The following is a 19,964-nucleotide window of genomic DNA, read 5'->3' on the forward strand; positions in this document are numbered from 1 at the left end:
CAAGCGCAATTTGTTCATGCCGAAGTGAAGGACTTTCATGATCGAGATTAAACACCTGAAAACGCTCCAGGCGTTGCGGAATACCGGGTCGCTCGCCGCCGCTGCGGCGACATTGCATCAGACCCAATCCGCCCTGTCTCACCAGTTCAGCGATCTGGAACAGCGCCTTGGCTTTCGGTTATTTATTCGTAAAAGCCAACCGCTGCGCTTTACGCCACAGGGGGAGATCCTGTTACAACTGGCAGGCCAGGTGCTGCCACAGATTAGTCGTGCGCTACAGGCCTGTAACGAACCACAGCAAACGCGCCTGCGCATCGCCATTGAGTGCCATAGCTGTATTCAGTGGCTAACGCCAGCGCTGGAAAACTTCCGCGCTAAGTGGCCACAGGTGGAGATGGATTTTAAATCCGGCGTGACCTTTGATCCGCAACCAGCCCTGCAACAGGACGAACTGGATCTGGTAATGACGTCCGATATTCTTCCGCGCAGTGGGCTGCATTATTCGCCGATGTTTGATTTCGAGGTACGCCTGGTGCTGGCACCCGAACATCCGCTGGTGAGCAAAACCCAGATTGTGCCAGAAGATTTAGCCAGCGAAACGCTGCTGATTTACCCGGTGCAGCGCAGTCGACTGGATGTATGGCGACATTTCCTCCAGCCCGCCGGGATCAGTCCGTCGCTGAAAAGTGTGGACAATACTCTGCTGCTGATTCAGATGGTGGCGGCTAACATGGGCATCGCTGCGCTTCCGCACTGGGTAGTTGAAAGTTTTGAGCGCCAGGGCCTGGTCGTGACCAAAACCCTGGGCGAGGGATTATGGAGCCGTCTGTACGCCGCCGTGCGCGACGGCGAGCAGCGCCAGCCGGTGACGGAAGCGTTTATTCGCTCGGCACGCAATCACGCCTGCGATCACCTGCCGTTTGTGCGGAGCGCGGAGCGACCCAGCGCCGATGCACCCACAGCGAGGCCAGTATTACAATCGCGCCTGTAATGAAACTCGGCCAGTGAGGCTGCTGATGCCAGATCGCCAGGTTAACCAGCAGTCCTGCTGGTACATGCATGTTATTCATAATGCCTAGTGTACCGGCATCCACCTGGGTGGCACCGTAGTTCCACATGAAGTAACCAATCCCTGATGCCGCCACGCCGAGGAACACCAGGATGCTCCACTGAAGGGTCGTTTCCGGCATTTTCTGCGCATTACCCAGCGAAAACCAGGCCAGTACCGCCACCACAAATGCCCCCAGGTAAAACCAGGCAAAGGCGTTATGCTGGGGCATGGGACGCGTTTCCATCAGGCGCTTATAGCCCACCATCCCAATGGCAAAGCTGATATTGGAAAGTTGTACCAGCAGCAGACCCGTCCAGAAATGATCGGTCACCTGATCATAGCGAATAATCCCCGCGCCAATCACCGCCAGCAGGGCGCTAAACGCATAGCCCCAGCGCAGGCGACGTTTGCTCATGACATCGTAGATCAGCGTGATATAAAGCGGCGTCAGGACGGTAAACAGCAGCAGTTCTGACACCGTCAGATAGAGATAAGCATGGAAACTCAGCATATACATGATGCCAAGCTGCATCGCGCCGACCAGCATGTACAACCCAAGGGTTTTCAGGCTATGTCCACGAGCACGCAGGAAGGGCAGAAACACCAGTGTCGCCAGTCCAACACGAACCAGCACGGCAAAATAGCTATCAACGTGCCCGGCAAGGTATTCGCCAAACAGGCTAAAGGAGAAGGCCCACAGAATCGTGGTAATAATGAGTAATGCCACAATGGATATCTCAGAGAACAAGGAGTATCCATTGTAGCGGAGAGTACAGTTGACGACTGATTAAATATTAACCATTCATCTTAGCGTAAATAGAGATCGCGCAGATAGTGCGGCACTGCGTCGTCGGCGTTGATGCCGATAACGTCCAGGTCAGGAAACCGATCCTTCAGGCGCTGGTGTGCGTTGCCCATGATGCAACCTTTACCCGCCATGGAGAGCATTTCAGCGTCGTTCATGCCGTCGCCGAACGCGATGCAATCCTTGAGGCTATAGCCCATGGCTTTCGCGACGGCTTCCAGTGCATGGCCTTTCGACACCCCGCCCGCCATGACTTCCAGGCAGGACAGCGTGGAGAAACTGACGTTCACGCGATCGCCCCAACGCGCATTAATCGCCTGCTCCAGCGGCAACAGCGTTTCATGAGATTCACAGGTGAAGAACACTTTGCTGACGCCTTCCGGCTCAAGTAATGCCGGTTCGAAGAGCGAATAGTTAAATACGGCTTCTTTAAAGAAACGCATCTCATCCGGACGATGGCGGTTCATAAACCATTCGTCATCACGATAGACGTTGGTCACGATCTCCGGGTGTGCATTCACCATCCCAAACAGGTCGCTGGCAATATCGCGATCCAGGTTGTGGGTAAACACCAGATTTCCGTCCATATCATGCACACGCGCCCCGTTGGAGGTGATCATGTATGACTTAATCTCCAGGTTATCGCGAATTTGTCCTACATCGACGTGGTGACGTCCGGTCGCAAACACGAAGTTAACACCACGAGCGGTCAACAGTTTCAGTGTCTCTTTCGCGTAAGGAGATAAGGTATGGTCGGGAGAAAGCAGTGTGCCATCTAAATCAGACGCAACAACCTGATACATATAAAAATCAACCTCTAAGCAAAGCGGTTTCCGCTGATGAGTTATGCTTGTCGAAAAAATCAACAATAGCGTTAAGCGCGACTGAGCGCATGGCGTCCTTTTCGAAAAGGATCTCATGGTACGCGCCTTTTATGACAAGCGGTTGGCCTCCTTCTACAGGATGGCCCGCCGCGGCGCGGAGTTCACAAAATCGATCGTGCATGCGGTTATCCACCACACGCTCTTCTTCTGCCTGAATTAACAGGGTGGGCGTGGCATCATCACCCGCGCCAGCTAAAACCTGCTCGGCTGCGAGAATACCCTCACGTACCCAATGGTAAGTCGGGCCACCGACTCGCAGTTGGGGTTCATCGGCATAAAAACGCAGATTACGCCGATACCGCTGCCGACTGTGGGTTAACAAATTCATGCCAAACGGCAGCGCTCGCCAGCGCCCGGTGCCAATGGCATAACCTTCCCGGATACGCTGATGCCCTTCGGCCCAGTCAAGAATATGGCGCACCATCCAGTCCGGCAGACGCATCACAATACCAAACATTGGCGCGCAGAGCGCAATGGCATCGCACTGATGCGGATGACGCTGCAGGAACAGTGTGGCGATCGCGCCGCCCATTGAATGCGCCAGAATGTAGCGCTTACGCCACGGTCCAGGCTGGACTTCCTGCTCCCAGAATGCGGTGAGATCATCAACATAGTCGTTGAAGTTGTCGACATGACCACGATGCGGATCCGATAACATGCGCCCGGACCGCCCCTGCCCTCGATGGTCAATAATGAGCACGTCAAAGCCCAGATGAAACAGGTCATACGCCAGCTCGGCGTACTTCACATAGCTTTCAATCCGACCAGGACAAATGACGACAACCCGATCGTTTTGCGCGGCGCGAAAACGAACGAAGCGCACCGGCACACTGCCCACGCCGGTAAATTCCGCCTCTTCCCGCTGACGCCAGAAATCGGTCAATGGCCCCATCGAAAACGCCGCAAACGCATTTTCTCTCGTTTCCCAGTCTTTTTGCTGCTGAAACATCAGGTATCCAGCCTCGTTTACCAGGTAAAATCGTTTTTTTGTCGTTGTCTGACACAACCGCATAACAGTAGCGTATTGTGGCATAAAAATAGACAACCAGGGAGTTTCTCATGTCCTTCGAATGATGGTTCGCCTACCTGCTGACAGCGATAATCTTAAGCCTTTCTCCGGGTTCAGGTGCCATTAACACCATGACTACCTCCATCAACCACGGATACCGGGGGGCGCTTGCTTCCATTGCCGGACTGCAAACGGGATTGGGAATTCATATCGTGCTGGTCGGCTTCGGTCTGGGAACGCTGTTTTCACGCTCAGTGCTCGCATTTGAAGTGCTGAAATGGGCCGGTGCCGCCTACCTGATTTGGCTTGGCATTCAGCAGTGGCGGGCGGCAGGCGCCATCGACCTGAATGCGGTGGCGAACACGCAGTCTCGTGGACGACTCTTTCAGCGGGCGGTCTTTGTTAACCTGACCAACCCAAAAAGCATTGTCTTTCTTGCGGCCCTGTTTCCCCAGTTTATTATGCCGAAAGAGCCGCTGCTCATGCAGTATCTCGTTCTCGGTGTCACCACTATTGTGGTCGATATCATCGTGATGATCGGGTACGCCACGCTGGCGCAGCGTATCGCGCTGTGGATAAAAGGGCCGAAGCAGATGAAAGCGTTGAACAAAGTGTTTGGTTCACTGTTTATGCTGGTGGGCGCGCTGCTGGCTTCGGCAAGGCATGCGTGATGTGAGTGCCGGAAGGCGGCTAACGCCTTATCCGGCCTACAGGTGGATGCAAACGTAGACCGGGCCTCCCGGCAAAGACACTTCAGGTAAATCAGCGCGAAATAATCAGGTGAATACCAAAACCGGCAAACAGCGCGCCGGCAAAGCCGTCGATCCACTTCGCCAGACGCTGGTAGCCACGCCGCATTTGCGGCAACGCGAACAGACTGGCCACCACGGTGAACCACGCGAAGGTTTCAATAACAATCAGCACGAAAATACCCCAGCGCGCAGCGGTGTCAACGTTATCCCCCACGAAAAGAGAAAACACCGAACCGAAATAGATAATCGCTTTCGGGTTTGCCAGATTCGTCAGCAGCCCTTTCAGGAAGCTTCGTCCGCTTTGTGCCAGCTCAACCTGTGGGACGGGCGCGGAAACAGCCTGTTTTTTTAATGCGCCGCGCAGCATCTGGTAACCCATCCAACACAGATACAGTCCACCACCCACCATAATAATGGTGTGCAGCCAGGCCATTTTTTCGATAATCAGATGCAGACCGAGCAGCGCGATCCCTGCCCAGACCATAACGCCGCAGGTAATACCCAACACGCCCATCATCGCTTCTTTGCGCGAGCGGCTGACGGCGGTTTGTGAAACGAAGAAGAAGTCCGGACCCGGACTTATCAGCGCCAAAATATGCACCGTCGCCACGGTAAGAAATAACATTAACATGATAGAAAGTACTCGCGGGGGAAACAGTTCAGTGAGTAACCATCCTGGCACTTTTTTGCCCGGCTGACTACTCTTCGTCGTCACCGTCGACATGCGCGCGAATCAGCGCCATAAACTCTTTGCCAAAGCGTTCCAGTTTCCGCATCCCGACACCGTTGACGCTGAGCATTTCGCTTGCCGAAACGGGCATCTGCTCCGCCATCTCAATAAGCGTTGCATCGTTAAAGACAACATACGGCGGGATGTTCTCTTCATCGGCAATGGCTTTACGCAGCTTACGCAATTTGGCAAACAGCTTGCGATCGTAATTGCCGCCAAAGGATTTTTGCATCACGCGCGGTTTCAGCGCAACAATACGCGGAACGGCGAGCTGGAGGGGGACATCACCACGCAGCACCGGACGTGCCGCGTCGGTCATTTGTAACGCCGAATGCTGGGCGATGTTCTGCGTTACCAGACCAAGGTGAATCATTTGACGGATCACACTCACCCAGTGTTCATGGCTTTTTTCGCGACCCATGCCGTAAACCTTCAGCTTGTCATGACCCAGCTCACGTATGCGCTGGTTGTTCGCACCGCGAATCACTTCAACAACATACCCCATACCAAAGCGCTGATTCACCCGGCCGATCGTTGAAAGCGCGATTTGCGCGTCGGTCAGACCGTCGTACTGTTTTGGTGGGTCGAGGCAAATATCGCAGTTGCCGCAAGGCTCCTGACGCCCTTCGCCAAAGTAGTTGAGCAGCACCAGGCGACGGCAGGTTTGCGCTTCAGCAAACGCGCCCATTGCGTTCAGCTTGTGCCGTTCAATATCCTGAAGCGGTCCCTGCGGTTTTTCTTCCAGGCAGCGGCGCAGCCACGCCATGTCCGCCGGATCGTAAAACAGCATCGCTTCTGCTGGCAGGCCGTCACGCCCGGCACGACCGGTTTCCTGATAATAGGACTCAATGTTACGGGGAATATCAAAGTGCACCACGAAGCGCACGTTAGGTTTGTTGATACCCATTCCAAACGCGACGGTCGCCACCACAATTTGCAGATCGTCGCGCTGGAATTTTTCCTGCACGTCGGCGCGCACATCGTTTTCCAGACCAGCATGATACGCCGCCGCACTGATACCACGGCTTTGCAGGCGGGCGGCGGTGTCTTCCACCTTCGCCCGGCTGTTACAATAAATAATGCCGGATTTGCCCCGTTGCTCCTGCACATAGCGCATCAGCTGATCGAGCGGTTTAAATTTCTCCATCAGCATGTAGCGAATATTCGGGCGGTCAAAGCTGCTGATCTGGATTAACGGATCGTTGAGTCCCAGCAGCCGAACGATATCCAGCCGCGTGGTTTCGTCAGCAGTCGCAGTCAGCGCCACAAACGGCAGGGCCGGAAAACGCTGTCTGAGTTGGCCTAGCGCGGCGTATTCCGGGCGGAAGTCATGCCCCCACTGCGAAATGCAGTGCGCTTCATCCACCGCCAGTAATACCGGATTCCAGTGGGCCAGATGCTCCAGAAAGTTATCCAGCATCAGGCGTTCGGGAGCGATATAAAGCAGTCGAATTTGCCCGGTGCGGCAACCCGCCATCACTTCTTGCTGCTGCTCTCGGGTTTGCGTCGAGTTAAGGCAGGCCGCCGCCACGCCGTTCGCCAGCAGCTGATCGACCTGGTCTTTCATTAAAGAGATCAGCGGGGAGACAACGACGGTTAACCCGTTAAGCAGTAAGGCAGGTATTTGATAACAGAGGGATTTACCACCCCCGGTCGGCATCACAACCAGGCAATCGCGACCCGAAACAACGGTGTCGATAATCTCTTCCTGGCCCGGGCGAAACTGTTGGTAGCCAAAGGTTTCATGCAAAACCTGCTTAGCCCCTGATTCCAGATTCATTACTTCCGCCTGCGCCACATTAACCCCGTTCGCCAACAATCAAAACAGGCGCTATTTTCAGCGCCTGAGAGAGAAACTGCAATGTTTAAAACGCAATCATCGATCAGAAGATGTCGTTAAGCATTACGCCCACACCAACACGCGTCTGGTTAAAGTTATAGTCGATCAACGATTCACCGTAGCCGCTGTAAACCTGCGTATAGAGGCGGACGTGCTTCGTGACCGGGTAGCTCAGCCCCAGTTCCGCACCGCCGTAGCCGGTATTCCAGTTGTACTGACCTTTAGCACTCAGCACCGCATCGCCCAGGTGATAACCGATTTTGAGCTGGTAATAACCCATGTATTTCGTGATATCGGGGTTATCGTCAGTACTGCCGATGACGTACCAGGGCTTCACTTCCACCAGCCAGTCACCGTTTTCCGCCATCAGGCGCGTATACAAGCGGTTCCAGCTGCGTGAGGTTGGGTCAGAACGCCCGTTGGAATCATGGTTGTAACCCATTTCGACATCGCGCAGCGTCCATCCGGCAAAGCGATAGTCGGTTGCAAAGCCGAGGAACATTTGCGGTTCGTAGTTGGTTTCACGAAACGGTGATGACTCTTCGCTATTGGAAAGCTGCCACCAGGATTTTTGGGTATAGGACGCGCCAAGCACAGAGTTTGGCCCGAGGATCCCACGCCACAGCGGGAACGCCAGACTCAACTGGAATTTCACTTCATCTTTGCGGGCATTGTCGGACCAGTTATAGGTACTGATCGCCTCTTTGTTGAGATCGCTGGTGCTGGTGTAGATCAGGTAGTTGGTGTCATAAGGATACAGCGTGAACGGATTATCATGTTCAATCAACATGTTGGCAATAATACTACCGCGAACAGACGGTGTGTCATGAACCTCTTTGACCGTCGCTTCTTGCGCAAATGCTACCATCGGCAGCACAGAGACTGCCCACAACCCAGCCAGAATCGCCCGCATTCTTGTTGTTCTCCTGAACGAATATTTTTCAATTTAACTGAATACCCTGCCAGCCATTTTACATATTTACACACTCTCTCGTTAGTTATCCCGTCTTAAAGTGGAAAACAACATTTAAGAAGCATAACATCAACATTTCATTAACCAATGGAGTATTCAATCCGTATGTCTGCCGTACTCACCGCTGAACAAGCCCTGAAACTCGTGGGCGAAATGTTTGTCTATCACATGCCGTTTAACCGGGCGCTAGGGCTGGAACTGGAGCGCTATGAGAAGGATTTTGCCCAACTGGCCTTCAGCAATCAGCCGATGATGGTGGGAAACTGGGCGCAAAGCATTCTGCACGGTGGCGTTATCGCCTCTGCACTCGACGTCGCCGCCGGGTTGGTTTGCGTTGGCAGCACCCTGACGCGCCATGAGACAATCGGTGAAGATGAACTACGCCAGCGGATGTCGCGAATGGGGACCATCGACCTGCGCGTCGATTACCTGCGTCCTGGCCGGGGCAATCGCTTTACCGCCACCAGTAGCCTGTTGCGTGCCGGGAATAAAGTCGCCGTGGCGCGTGTGGAATTGCATAACGAGGATCAGCTTTACATTGCCAGCGCCACCGCCACTTATATGGTAGGGTAAAACACGATAAACTGTTGTTACATTTCAGACATGAGTTTTCCCGATGGATGCAAAGCAAACGCGGCAGGGCGTTTTACTCGCCCTTGCCGCTTATTTTATTTGGGGTATCGCCCCAGCGTACTTCAAGCTGATTTACTACGTACCCGCTGATGAGATTTTGACGCACCGCGTGATCTGGTCCTTTTTCTTTATGGTGGCGCTGATAAGCATCAGCCGCCAGTGGTCCGGTATCAAAACGCTGCTGGAAACGCCGAAGAAAATTTTCCTGCTGGCGGTGTCCGCCCTGTTGGTAGGCGGGAACTGGCTGTTATTCATTTGGGCGGTGAATAACCATCATATGCTGGAAGCCAGCCTCGGCTACTTTATCAATCCGTTAGTCAATATTTTGCTGGGGATGATTTTCCTCGGCGAACGTTTCCGCCGCATGCAGTGGCTGGCGGTGATACTGGCGGTGTGTGGGGTACTGGTTCAGTTGTGGACATTTGGCTCACTGCCAATCATCGCGCTGGGACTGGCGTTTAGCTTTGCTTTTTACGGCCTGCTACGTAAAAAAATCGCTGTCGAAGCGCAAACCGGGATGCTGGTTGAAACCCTGTGGCTGCTGCCCGTCGCCGCATTTTACCTGTTTGGTATTGCCGATAGCGCCACCAGTCATATGGGGCAAAACCCCATGTCGCTTAACCTGTTGCTGATTGCAGCAGGCGTCGTGACCACCGTTCCATTGCTGTGCTTCACCGGCGCGGCAACCCGTTTGCGCCTGTCGACGCTGGGCTTTTTCCAGTACATTGGCCCCACGCTGATGTTCCTGCTGGCCGTGACGTTCTATGGCGAAGTACCGGGTGCGGATAAGATGGTAACCTTTGCCTTTATCTGGGTGGCACTGGCGATTTTCGTAATGGATGCGATTTATACCCAACGCAGGACGCGTCTGGGGATGTGAGTACGTAGTGCCATCAGGCCTACGGGGTATGTAGGCCTGATAACGCGAAAATATTACAACCAGTTCTTCCGCTTAAAGTACAGGTACGGCGCCAGACCAGCGATGATCATAAAGATAATCGCGCCAGGGTAGCCGAAGCTCCACTTCAGTTCCGGCATAAACTCAAAGTTCATACCATAGCTGGAGGCCACCAGCGTCGGCGGCAGGAAGACCACGGATACCACTGAGAAGATCTTGATGATGCGGTTCTGCTCGATGTTGATAAAGCCCATCGCCGCCTGCATCAGGAAGTTCACCTTCTGAAACAGAGATTCGTTGTGCGGCAGCAGGGATTCGATATCTCGCAGGATCTCACGCGCCTGCTCCAGTTGTCCGCCCGGCAAACGGGCTTTGCGAACCAGGAAGTTCAATGCGCGCTGGGTATCCATCAGACACAGACGCACCTTCCAGCCGATATCTTCCAGTTCCGCCAGGGTAGAGAGCGCTTCGTCATACTCATCGCCCTGATGCCCTTCCATGATCACGCGGCTAAGCGCTTCCAGATCGCTGTAGATGTTCTCAATTTCATCCGCCAACTGTTCGATTTTGGTTTCGAACAGATCCAGTAATAGCTCGTAGGCATTACCGTCAACCATCGCCTGGCTACGGGCGCGCATACGATACAAGCGGAAAGCTGGCAGTTCGCGTTCACGCAGGGTAAACAGACGGCCATCGCGGATGGTGAATGCCACGGTGGAGTTCCCCGCGTGGTCTTCGGCATCTTCGAAAAAGAAAAATGAGTGGATGTGCAAACCGTCGTCGTCTTCAAAGAAACGCGCGGATGCTTCGATGTCTTCCAGTTCAGGACGTGTCGCCAGGCTCTGGCCCAGCTCAGATTGTACGCGCAGTCGCTCGTCATCGTCCGGCTCGACCAGATCGATCCATACGGCATCAATCAAGGTTTGTGACTCTTCGACTTCCAGCCGGGTCAGTCGGTTATTTTCCAGTTGAAATGCGCTCAGCATGACCGGTACTCCCAATGCTTAAAAAATTGGACAGTTCGGTGGGCACACAGAAACATATTGGGTTTCAGACCATTAAACAGCCTGACTCAGCGCGACGGGAAACAGTGATAAGTCGCTGACAACCGCTAAGGCTATCAGCAAAAAGGGATAGCCTTAGGAGTTGATCCTGGATGACAGGATAATGAGCCAGTATCTACTGGGTGTGTCCAAGGCGAATGTCCTCTTAGCGTAATCGTGCGCGCATGTTACGCCAGCAAAAATTTGCCGTCAACACGCAACGGAACGCGAAAAAGTAATAATTTCCCCTTATGTAAAAAGGTTAGCAGAGCGGGGGGATTTATCTATGATTTCAGAATATTAAGACGCAGTTTGCCGGATAGCGGCTACGCCTTGTCCGGCCTACAAATCAAAATGTTATCCAGCCATCCGGCAAAAACCAGGGCGATCAGACCGTTTCCAGATTCGCAAAAGACGCCACAAGCCATTTAATCCCCTGCCCCTGGAAAGCGACCTGCAACCGGCTGTGTTCCCCGCTGCCTTCGAGATTCACAATCGTGCCTTCGCCAAACTTAGCATGACGCACCCGCTGTCCCAGTTTATATCCCGTATCGTTTTCCGCGATCGGCGTTCCCATCCGCTGGTGGCTCACCGGGCGACTGATGCTGGCGCGTAGACGAACTTCTTCAACGCACTCTTCCGGCAACTCACCAATAAAGCGCGACGGGCGGTGGTACACCTCTTTACCGTACAGACGGCGCGTTTCGGCATAGGTGAGCGTCAGCTTCTGCATTGCACGGGTCACACCGACGTAGGCCAGGCGGCGTTCTTCCTCCAGACGACCGCCCTCATCCAGCGACATCTGGCTGGGGAACATCCCCTCTTCCATTCCGACGATAAACACCTGAGGGAACTCAAGGCCTTTGGCCGAGTGCAGCGTCATCAGTTGAACCGCATCCTGCCAGGTATCTGCCTGCCCTTCACCCGCTTCCAGCGCCGCGTGGGAGAGGAATGCCTGCAATGGCATCAGGTCTTCGTCTTCTTCGTTGTAGCTGAACTGGCGCGTTGCCGTCACCAGTTCCTCTAAGTTTTCGATACGCGTCTGGCCCTTCTCGCCTTTTTCCTGCTCATACATCATCCGCAGGCCGGAGTCTTTAATCACCCGGTCGGTCTGCACGTGCAGAGGCAGTTCGGCGGTTTCCTGTGCAAGGGCGTCAATCAATTCCATAAAGCGTTGCAATGCGCTGGCGGCACGTCCGGCGAGCGCTTTTTCCTGCAATAATTCACGACACGCTTGCCACAGCGTAAGCTGGCGATCGCGCGACGCCTGGCGCACCACGTCCAGGGTGCGATCGCCAATTCCGCGCGTCGGCGTATTCACTACACGCTCAAATGCCGCGTCGTCATTACGGTTCGCAATCAGACGCAAATACGAGAGCGCATCTTTGATTTCCTGACGTTCGAAGAAGCGCATACCGCCATAAATCCGGTACGGCATGCTGACCTGCAATAGTGCCTCTTCCAGTACGCGCGACTGGGCGTTGCTGCGATAGAGAATCGCGCACTGCTCCAGCGCACCGCCGTTGTCCTGCCAGGTCTTGATGCGGTTCACGACAAAGCGTGCTTCGTCCAGCTCGTTAAATGCGCAGTACAGCGAGATCGGCTCACCATCGACGCCGTCGGTCCACAGTTTTTTACCCAGACGCCCGTTGTTGTTTTCAATCAGGGCATTGGCCGCACTGAGGATGTTGCTGGTTGAACGGTAGTTTTGCTCCAGGCGTATAGTTTGCGCGCCGGGGAAGTCGTTGAGGAAGCGCTGGATGTTTTCCACCTGCGCGCCGCGCCAGCCGTAGATAGACTGATCGTCATCGCCGACGATCATCACTTTGCCGGTATCCCCCGCCAGCAGGCGGATCCACGCGTACTGAATGTTGTTAGTATCCTGGAATTCATCCACCAGGATATTGGTGAAACGCTCTCGGTAGTGCTGGAGAATATGCGGCTTGTTGAGCCACAACTCGTGTGCGCGCAGCAGTAGCTCAGCGAAATCGACGAGCCCCGCACGGTCACACGCTTCCTGATAGGCCTGATACACCTTCTGCCAGGTTTGCTCGACCGGGTTACCAAAGCTTTGAATATGGTGCGGACGCAGACCTTCATCCTTCTGGCCGTTGATGTACCACATTGCCTGACGCGGCGGCCACTGCTTCTCGTCGAGGTTCATCGCCTTGATCAAACGTTTAAGCAGACGCAACTGGTCTTCACTGTCGAGGATCTGAAAATCCTGCGGCAGGTTGGCGTCCATGTGATGCGCGCGCAGCAGGCGGTGCGCCAGACCGTGGAAGGTGCCGACCCACATCCCGCCCTGAGTGGTGCCCATGATTTGGCCGATACGGTGGCGCATCTCCGCCGCTGCTTTGTTGGTAAAGGTCACCGCCATAATCGAATATGGCGAGTTATTCTCAACGCTCAGCAACCAGGCGATGCGATGTACCAGAACGCGGGTTTTACCACTCCCCGCCCCGGCGAGAACCAGCATGTTGCTGCGTGGCGCGGCCACCGCTTCGCGCTGTTTGTCATTGAGGCTGTCGAGCAGGTAAGAAACGTCCATTGGCACCGCCGCGTAAAATGTTTGTAGGGCGGATAAGCGTAGCACCATCCGCCAAAAAAGCTGGGTATATATACAGAGTTCTGTTGGTGATTATATCAGCGTCGTGAGGGATGCCAACTGCGAAATTTCCAGATGTGGCAACAAGCGGCTGTCATAGGTCTGCATCAGGTCGGCATTGGCGGGCTTGATCCAACAAGCCTGCATGCCACAGCGGATAGCGCCGGCCACGTCAGTGGTGAGATCGTCTCCCACATGCAGGATCTCGCCGATCGGCAATTTCAGCTTTTCCGCGGCCAGGAAGTACATGTCGCTGAAGGGTTTTGAGCGACCGTCCGGTCCAGCGCGCAATACAAACTCGAAGTACTCACCCAGGCCAAACAGTTCCGGTTGGGCGTTACCGTTGGTGATGGCCACCAGCGGCCACTTCTTCGCCAGAGCTTTTAGCGTGTCGTGCGTGGCTTGCGGCACCTCAACCTGGCTGCGCCATCTGGCAAAATTCATCATCGCAGCATTAGCACCGGTCGCGGCTTCTTCCGCCGACAGCCCAGCATTGAGCATAGCTCGCTCTACGGCGCGGTGCCGCCACAGGGTGACGTCATGATAGATTTCCGGCTCAGCTTCACGTACCGCCTGACGCAACTGTTGCAGGTCAGCATTTTGAAGGGTGCGCAGCGCCGGATGATAGTTTTGCACAAAAGCGAGCGCTTCCTGCTCGGTGCGCAGGATAACCGGACGGTTATCGTAAAGGGTGTCATCAAGATCGAAGGTGATCGCCGAGATATGACCCACAGGCCGGTAAAAACGCATTATTTCCCCCGTTTGGCGCGTGGATGCGCCGCATCGTACACCGAGGCAAGGTGTTGAAAATCAAGATGAGTATAGATTTGAGTCGTGGCAAGGTTGGCGTGTCCCAGCAGTTCCTGTACGCCACGCAGGTCGCCGCTCGATTCAAGCATGTGGGTAGCGAACGAATGGCGCAGCTTATGCGGATGCACATGGCTGTTCAGCCCCTGCTTTATGCCCCATTCGGCAAAGCGCTTTTGCACGTTCCGCGCGGAAATACGGTTGCCGAGTTGCGACAGAAACAGCGCGTCTTCATCGCTGCCAAACAGTCCGCGCAGATCCAGCCAGTGTTTTACCCACTCTACCGCATTGCGGCCAATGGGCAGGCGACGCTCTTTGCTGCCTTTCCCCATTACCCATACTTCGCCGGTGTCGAGATCGAGATGTTTGATGTCCATCCCCACCAGCTCCGACAAACGCAGGCCCGCGCCGTACATGACCTCCAGCATTGCCCTGTCGCGCACGGCGAGCGGATCGTTCAGGTCAATGTCCAACAGACGGTTAACATCATCAACGTCGATATTTTTTGGCAGATGACGCGGCGTTTTCGGTGCAGAAACCCCTTTTGCGGGGTTAGCGCTGAGTTTACCTTCCCTAACCATCCAGTCAAAGAAACTGCGCAATGCAGAGAGACGTAGCGCCAGGCTGGCCGGACTTAACCCATGACGACGGCTGCGCACCACAAAGTTGCGTACCGCCGCAGCGTCACATTGTTGCCAGCTCTGCATTCCGGTTTCTCCGGCTAAAGCGATGATGGCATCAAGCTGACGCTGATAATTTTTTAACGTAATCGGGCTAAGCTGACGCTCCACGCCCAGATAGCGCAGGAAGAGAGTAACATCGGTGGTGAGATCTATCATACGCGTTCAATCCAGCGCTCCAGCAACTCAGGCATCATCAGCGCAATCTCTTGCAGGAGTTGCGTTCCCTGTCCCTGCTGATAGTGATGGACATCGCGACTGCTGAACAGGATCACGCCCAGATCGCCATCGCGTCCCAGCATCGACATCGCTACCGATCCGATCGCCTTTGCCTCTGGCAATACTACCAGCAGTTCTGGACCGTTTAGGGTGCCAAGATAATGTTGCGCTGACCCCAGGCGCTGAATGCGCAGCGGCTCGAAGGCCTGACGGCTTAACGCCAGATGGGTGTAACTCGACGGTGCGCCGAGACGCCAGCGATCGGGAAACAGGCGAATCGTTGCGCCAGCAAGACCCAGTTCGCGCGCCCAACGATGGAAACGCATGAGCATATCATCGAGACTGGTCGCCGCAACAAGTCGCGCCTGCAGATGCAGCAGGCGATAGAACAGGCTTTCGTTGGCATTGGCCTGCGCCACCAACAGCGACATGTTCTCTTCAAGAATATTAATGTGGTTGCGCGCGCGGGCCATGTGCCACTCAACAAGCGACACTGTACCCCGCACCGGATGAGGCACGCGCATTGCTTCCACCGCGAGCGCGTTGCGGATAAAAAAATCAGGATTTTTCTGCAGATATTCGACGACCGCCCGATCGTCGAGTTCCATTTGCGTTTCCTGAAGTTCTTCCCCTGGTTGCTTCATAGATGGATAAACCCGTCGTAGACATGTGTCGCCGGGCCAGTCATGTATAACGGATGACCCGGACCTTTCCAGGCGATATCAAGGCGACCGCCCGGTAATTCCACGCGCACTTCTTCAGCCAGTAAACCCTGCTGAATACCCACGGCGACAGCCGCGCACGCCCCGCTGCCGCAGGCCTGCGTTTCCCCTGCGCCACGCTCATACACGCGCAAACGAATATGCTCGCGTTTAACAATCTGCATAAAACCGATATTCGCACGTTCCGGGAAACGCTCATGGCTTTCCAGAACTGGCCCCAGCGTTTCCACCGCCGCCGTATCGATATCATCGACCTGAATCACGCAATGCGGGTTCCCCATTGAAACCACGCCGCACAATATAGTCTGCTCAGCGGCGCGCATAATATAGGTCTTTTCCGCTTTGTTAGCGCGAAACGGCACCTGCGATGGCTCAAAATTGGGTTCACCCATGTTCACCCGGACCAGCTCGTCGTCCGTAACGCTCAGTATCATGCGACCATTCGCTGTACTGACGCGAATTTCTCGTTTATTGGTCAGCCCTTTCAGGCGGACAAAACGGGCAAAGCAGCGTGCACCGTTACCGCACTGCGAAACTTCACTGCCATCGGCATTAAAAATGCGGTAATGAAAATCCAGGTCGGGATCATAAGGCGGTTCAACCACCAGCAGTTGATCAAACCCCACCCCGAGATGCCGGTCCGCTAAACGACGGATCTGCTCAGGGGAAAAAAAGACATTCTGCGTTACCGCGTCGACGACCATAAAATCGTTGCCAAGGCCATGCATTTTAGAAAATTGCATTATTCACTCCGTTCACGCGGGGACTGATAGGGGAACCTTAATAGTTCACCTGAGTTGGCCCATCACCCGTTGCGCGATCGTTTTGATCGGGCTCCGAGGATTGCGTTTGCGAATCAACCGGTTTGGTCGGAGGCGGCGCGTTTTTATCAGCTGGCGGAAAATAGAGCGGACCTTTGAGGCCACAGCCCGTCAGGCTGAACAGAGTGAGAAGTACGGCGAGTGCCTGAAACACATTTTTCATTATGGATTGCCTGTAAGTTCATGCTTTCTGTTTTCTATCATCGCAGGAGAAGGCGTAAAAGCAAGCGTTAGCCTGTAATCTGCAACGCGATTTGTTTCAGGTTATACTGCCGCCATCACTAAAAAATGGGAAACGACAATGAACGACAGTGAATTTCATCGCCTTGCAGATACCCTGTGGATGACCATTGAAGAGCATCTGGATGACTGGGACGGTGACAACGACATCGACTGTGAAATCAACGGTGGCGTGCTGACCATTAGCTTCGAAAATGGCAGCAAAATCATTATCAACCGTCAGGAGCCGCTGCATCAGGTGTGGCTGGCCACCAAACAGGGCGGCTACCATTTTGACCTGAAAGGCGACGAATGGGTGTGTGACCGCAGCGGCGAAACCTTCTGGGATCTGCTGGAACAAGCGGCAACACAGCAGGCGGGCGAGGAAGTGACTTTTCGTTAGTTTGGTTATGCCCGGTGACGCTACGCTTACCGGACCTACAAAGGTACCGTACCGTAGGCCGGATAAGGCGAAGCCGCCATCCAGCAAATCCGGCACTTACGAAAAATACTGCTGTAACAGCGGCGCGTCGTTATCTTGATTGGCGGGGGGAACGTCACCAATCGCCTGGGCGCGGAAAGGAATAACCTGAGCACGTCCTTCTGAATTCACAATCTGATAAAACTGCGGCAGGTTGAAGTTGATAAAGCTGGAGCCGTAGGTAAAACGGTCATGCGAAGAGGAGTAGAAGCGGCTGACGTCGCGCACCAGCTCTTCTTTGCTGCCTTCGCAGTGGTGGTACACTTCCGCACGGTTACTCTCGTCCAGAATGTAAATATTAAAGCCCTTCTCATCGCCCGTCTCTTCAAAGAAGAACTGGATGATCCCTTCGCTGGCGAACCCATCTACCACCGACGGCAGTCTCACCTGGTTGGTCTCTACCTGAACGGAAAGACCGTGCAGTTTGTTGTGCGATATCGCGCCGTAGAATTCGATGGCATTTTCCAGCTTCTGCACCGACACGTTCAGACGTTCGAAGAATAATCCCCACGTCTGGCCGGAAACGCGAAGTGCTTTAAAGCGTCCGGTTTCCTGACGGGTACTGGAAAGACGCAGCTCAATACATTCCGAAACCAGCTGCTGGACGCGGGTGCGAATCAGGCCGCGCAGATGCTGGCTGTAGCAGAACACCTCTACGCTGTCCGGCGGTGCAGCATCCTGGTGCATTTTGCCAAGAATTGTTTTCAGTGCTTCGATCATCGCCTGTTCGCCGTTGAAGTGCAGGGTTCGCACTTCGTTCCATGAGTTGCGGTACAGCAGATCGACACTACCCACCAGGCAGTTTTGCTCTTCGCCAAAGCTGAAGACGTCCAGCTTGCGAAAGTCGAAATGGACAACCTGATTGCGGAATGCCGCCGTTGGGTCGTATTCCAGGTTGACGATAATCGCCAGATGGCGAATCTCACACGGGCTGTAGAGCGCTTTCGGCGTCGGCGCAGGCAGGCGCAACGGGAAATGGTGCGACACATCCGCGACCATCTCCTGCAACTTCGGCAGGTCAACAATGCCGTTGCCTTTAATAAACAGATGGGTACGGGAAGTCAGCAACCCGTTAAACCACGCCCAGGCCACCAGCTTATTCAGATAGCGGTTATATTCCAGCGGCTGATGGCTGATGATCGAATCCATGTTTGGCGCACGGTTGTAGAGATACCAGCCTGAACGGTTAGCACGTCCCGGCGGAACATGGATAAAGGTTAAATTCGGTTCGGAGAGGTCCGGGGAAATCTGCGGATTCACCAGTGTGACTTTGCCCGGCAGGGCTTCAAACGCAGCATACAGCTTACGGGTCAGCACGCCGATATCCTGAGGACTGGCGCTGACGCTGAGGTTATTGCGTCGAGCAAAGCGGATCAGATTACGGTAGCTCTGCATCATGGCGTCGAGCAGCTCATTGTGCGCTTCACGCACCTGATCGATCTTCCAGTTCGCCCGGTTATCCAGCATGGCCAGGCGCTCTTCGTCCCACCCCCACTCGCTTACCAACTGACTTAATACTTCACGTCGCCAGCCCACGCAGGCGCGCTCGCGGCTCAGTTTCTCACACACTTTCAGGTAGAAACATCGACGCACTAAATCCAGACGTGTCGGGTCTTCAATCGCCGTGAGGTATTCAGTGACGCGCTCCAGCATCATGCAGTACGGGTCAAGACCGAACGAGACGATCTCGCCGTCGTGCAGGCGCTGTTTAATGTCTTTCGCCAACAGGCGCGGATTCGGGTATTCCCAGGAGTAGGCTTCGAGCAGCAGCGTTTTGAGCACCGCTTTGTACGGGGAATCGATACTTTTATAGAGCTGCCAGAGGCTGGCACCGAAGTACTCTTCAGCGGAGAGCGAGCTTAGGCCGCCCAGATCCAACCATTCGTTCGGCGTGAGCACCCCTTGTGCATAAAGCGTCATGACGTAGTCGTCGTAATGCTCTTCTTCATCGCCCGGGACCATATTCCACAAAATACGTTTACCGGCGAGACGCACAGCGGTGCGATAGAATTCGTCCAGCAGCAGGATGTGCTGCGTAGAGCCGCAGTCTTCACCCCCCAGACTGCCGCTTTCGTTGTGGCGGAAACGGTTTTCATCAATCAGGAAGAAGCTGACTTCAACGCCCAGCGAGGCGGCCCAGCTTTCCAGCAGGCTACATTTACGTTGCAGAAGTTGACGTTCTTCGCTGTCGAGCCAGGACTGGTGGCACACCCAAATATCAAGATCAGACGAGCAGCTTTGCCCTACCGATGAGGTGCTTCCCATGGAGTACACGCCGGTAATCGGCAGTTCACCGACCGGCGGATCCTGCGGAGCCAGTCCACGGTACAATTCCAGCTCGTTAAGATAGTGACGTTGAGTTTCATCAGGCGTGTAAAGGCAAATGCCCTTGGGAACGTTACCATCGAGGTAACCCGGCATCAGCGGATGATGATAGTGCAATAATGTCGGCAGAAGACTGTATACCTGCTGGAAAGCAGGACCCATGGCAGCAAGCGCGCGATCCACACGCAGTTGATTTATGGCATCCAGTCTCTGTTTCAGAGTCTCAATATAGAGGTACAAGACGTATCGCCTGATGTTGCTACCCGTCATGTTGATGCTTGTCGCAGCGCAAGCGCTCACGACCTACTTCACCATTCGGGATAAACCGTATGTCAAAAATAACCGTAACCCTTTTCATCCGTTTTTTTGTGCGAACAGACGAAAAAATGGTCTAAAACGTGATCAATTTAACACCTTGCTCATTGACCGTAAAGAAAGATGCACTACATACAAGTGTAGCATCA

General features: G+C 54.4%; 20 protein-coding genes. 5 read left to right on the forward strand and 15 right to left on the reverse strand.

All coding sequences use genetic code 11. The annotated features are described in order from the left end of the window. Nucleotides 1-37 precede the first annotated feature (37 nt). Complete coding sequence (metR, locus tag HVY19_RS20100) at nt 38-991, forward strand: HTH-type transcriptional regulator MetR (protein WP_181682329.1); 954 nt, start codon at nt 38-40, stop codon at nt 989-991. On the opposite strand, the gene HVY19_RS20105 is transcribed toward metR, so the two are convergent. From HVY19_RS20105 to pldB, 3 genes are all read right to left on the reverse strand, one after another. Next, on the reverse strand, nt 879-1,778 hold the full coding sequence (locus tag HVY19_RS20105; RefSeq protein WP_181682330.1) for a carboxylate/amino acid/amine transporter: 900 nt from the start codon (nt 1,776-1,778) through the stop codon (nt 879-881). The two genes, metR and HVY19_RS20105, sit on opposite strands and share 113 nt — an antisense overlap. Before the next feature lie 80 nt (nt 1,779-1,858). Continuing rightward, nucleotides 1,859-2,659 carry a sugar/pyridoxal phosphate phosphatase YigL gene (yigL, locus tag HVY19_RS20110; RefSeq protein ID WP_181682331.1) on the reverse strand — a complete coding sequence of 267 codons (801 nt, stop codon included), beginning with the start codon at nt 2,657-2,659 and terminating at the stop codon, nt 1,859-1,861. A gap of 7 nt (nt 2,660-2,666) precedes the next feature. After that, complete coding sequence (pldB, locus tag HVY19_RS20115; RefSeq protein WP_181682332.1) at nt 2,667-3,689, reverse strand: lysophospholipase L2; 1,023 nt, start codon at nt 3,687-3,689, stop codon at nt 2,667-2,669. A 137-nt stretch (nt 3,690-3,826) separates the two neighbouring features. Between pldB and rhtB the strand changes: the two genes are divergently transcribed. Beyond that, entirely contained in the window at nt 3,827-4,420 is a 594-nt protein-coding gene (rhtB, locus tag HVY19_RS20120; RefSeq protein WP_249419125.1) for a homoserine/homoserine lactone efflux protein, read from the forward strand. A gap of 91 nt (nt 4,421-4,511) precedes the next feature. On the opposite strand, the gene rhtC is transcribed toward rhtB, so the two are convergent. The 3 genes from rhtC to pldA form a co-directional block, all read right to left on the reverse strand. After that, nucleotides 4,512-5,132, reverse strand: a complete 621-nt coding sequence (rhtC, locus tag HVY19_RS20125) for a threonine export protein RhtC (RefSeq protein WP_181682333.1) — start codon at nt 5,130-5,132, stop codon at nt 4,512-4,514. Between the two features lie 67 nt (nt 5,133-5,199). Further along, nucleotides 5,200-7,029 (reverse strand): ATP-dependent DNA helicase RecQ, encoded by a 1,830-nt coding sequence (gene recQ, locus HVY19_RS20130; RefSeq protein WP_181682334.1) that lies wholly within the window; start codon nt 7,027-7,029, stop codon nt 5,200-5,202. Nucleotides 7,030-7,114: 85 nt separating this feature from the next. Then, entirely contained in the window at nt 7,115-7,984 is an 870-nt protein-coding gene (gene pldA / locus HVY19_RS20135) for a phospholipase A (RefSeq protein WP_181682335.1), read from the reverse strand. A gap of 165 nt (nt 7,985-8,149) precedes the next feature. Here pldA and yigI point away from each other — a divergent pair, with 165 nt between their 5' ends. Together yigI and rarD are read left to right on the forward strand one after the other, a co-directional pair. Beyond that, nucleotides 8,150-8,617, forward strand: a complete 468-nt coding sequence (gene yigI / locus HVY19_RS20140) for an acyl-CoA thioesterase YigI (protein WP_181682336.1) — start codon at nt 8,150-8,152, stop codon at nt 8,615-8,617. Nucleotides 8,618-8,660: 43 nt separating this feature from the next. Continuing rightward, a complete protein-coding gene (rarD, locus tag HVY19_RS20145; RefSeq protein ID WP_181682337.1) occupies nt 8,661-9,557 on the forward strand; it encodes an EamA family transporter RarD in 897 nt (298 codons plus the stop codon). 53 nt (nt 9,558-9,610) lie between these two features. Here the strand turns inward: rarD and corA are convergent, their stop codons facing one another. The 8 genes from corA to HVY19_RS20180 all read right to left on the reverse strand — a co-directional run bounded on the left by corA (nt 9,611) and on the right by HVY19_RS20180 (nt 16,638). Then, nucleotides 9,611-10,561, reverse strand: coding sequence for a magnesium/cobalt transporter CorA (gene corA, locus HVY19_RS20150; protein ID WP_181682338.1), 951 nt, complete (start codon nt 10,559-10,561; stop codon nt 9,611-9,613). A 153-nt stretch (nt 10,562-10,714) separates the two neighbouring features. Beyond that, nucleotides 10,715-10,771, reverse strand: coding sequence for a YsgD/CorL family protein (ysgD, locus tag HVY19_RS20720; protein WP_212723238.1), 57 nt, complete (start codon nt 10,769-10,771; stop codon nt 10,715-10,717). 235 nt (nt 10,772-11,006) lie between these two features. Continuing rightward, nucleotides 11,007-13,169, reverse strand: a complete 2,163-nt coding sequence (gene uvrD / locus HVY19_RS20155; protein WP_181682339.1) for a DNA helicase II — start codon at nt 13,167-13,169, stop codon at nt 11,007-11,009. 90 nt (nt 13,170-13,259) lie between these two features. Then, nucleotides 13,260-13,976, reverse strand: coding sequence for a 5-amino-6-(5-phospho-D-ribitylamino)uracil phosphatase YigB (yigB, locus tag HVY19_RS20160; protein WP_181682340.1), 717 nt, complete (start codon nt 13,974-13,976; stop codon nt 13,260-13,262). Beyond that, nucleotides 13,976-14,872: a tyrosine recombinase XerC gene (gene xerC / locus HVY19_RS20165; protein WP_181682341.1), complete on the reverse strand. Its 897-nt coding sequence runs from the start codon at nt 14,870-14,872 to the stop codon at nt 13,976-13,978. The genes yigB and xerC overlap by 1 nt, the downstream gene beginning before the upstream one ends. Then, nucleotides 14,869-15,576, reverse strand: coding sequence for a DUF484 domain-containing protein (locus HVY19_RS20170; protein WP_181682342.1), 708 nt, complete (start codon nt 15,574-15,576; stop codon nt 14,869-14,871). The genes xerC and HVY19_RS20170 overlap by 4 nt, the downstream gene beginning before the upstream one ends. Next, the gene (dapF, locus tag HVY19_RS20175; RefSeq protein WP_181682343.1) at nt 15,573-16,397 is read right to left on the reverse strand and encodes a diaminopimelate epimerase; all 825 of its coding nucleotides are present in this window, start codon (nt 16,395-16,397) and stop codon (nt 15,573-15,575) included. The genes HVY19_RS20170 and dapF overlap by 4 nt, the downstream gene beginning before the upstream one ends. Before the next feature lie 37 nt (nt 16,398-16,434). After that, a complete protein-coding gene (locus HVY19_RS20180) occupies nt 16,435-16,638 on the reverse strand; it encodes a lipoprotein (protein ID WP_181682344.1) in 204 nt (67 codons plus the stop codon). A 138-nt stretch (nt 16,639-16,776) separates the two neighbouring features. Between HVY19_RS20180 and cyaY the strand changes: the two genes are divergently transcribed. After that, nucleotides 16,777-17,097: an iron donor protein CyaY gene (gene cyaY / locus HVY19_RS20185; RefSeq protein WP_181682345.1), complete on the forward strand. Its 321-nt coding sequence runs from the start codon at nt 16,777-16,779 to the stop codon at nt 17,095-17,097. A gap of 96 nt (nt 17,098-17,193) precedes the next feature. On the opposite strand, the gene cyaA is transcribed toward cyaY, so the two are convergent. Continuing rightward, entirely contained in the window at nt 17,194-19,740 is a 2,547-nt protein-coding gene (cyaA, locus tag HVY19_RS20190; protein WP_181682346.1) for a class I adenylate cyclase, read from the reverse strand. Between the last annotated feature and the right edge of the window lie 224 nt (nt 19,741-19,964).

This window comes from Citrobacter sp. RHB25-C09 (assembly GCF_013836145.1).
Lineage (GTDB): Bacteria > Pseudomonadota > Gammaproteobacteria > Enterobacterales > Enterobacteriaceae > Citrobacter_A.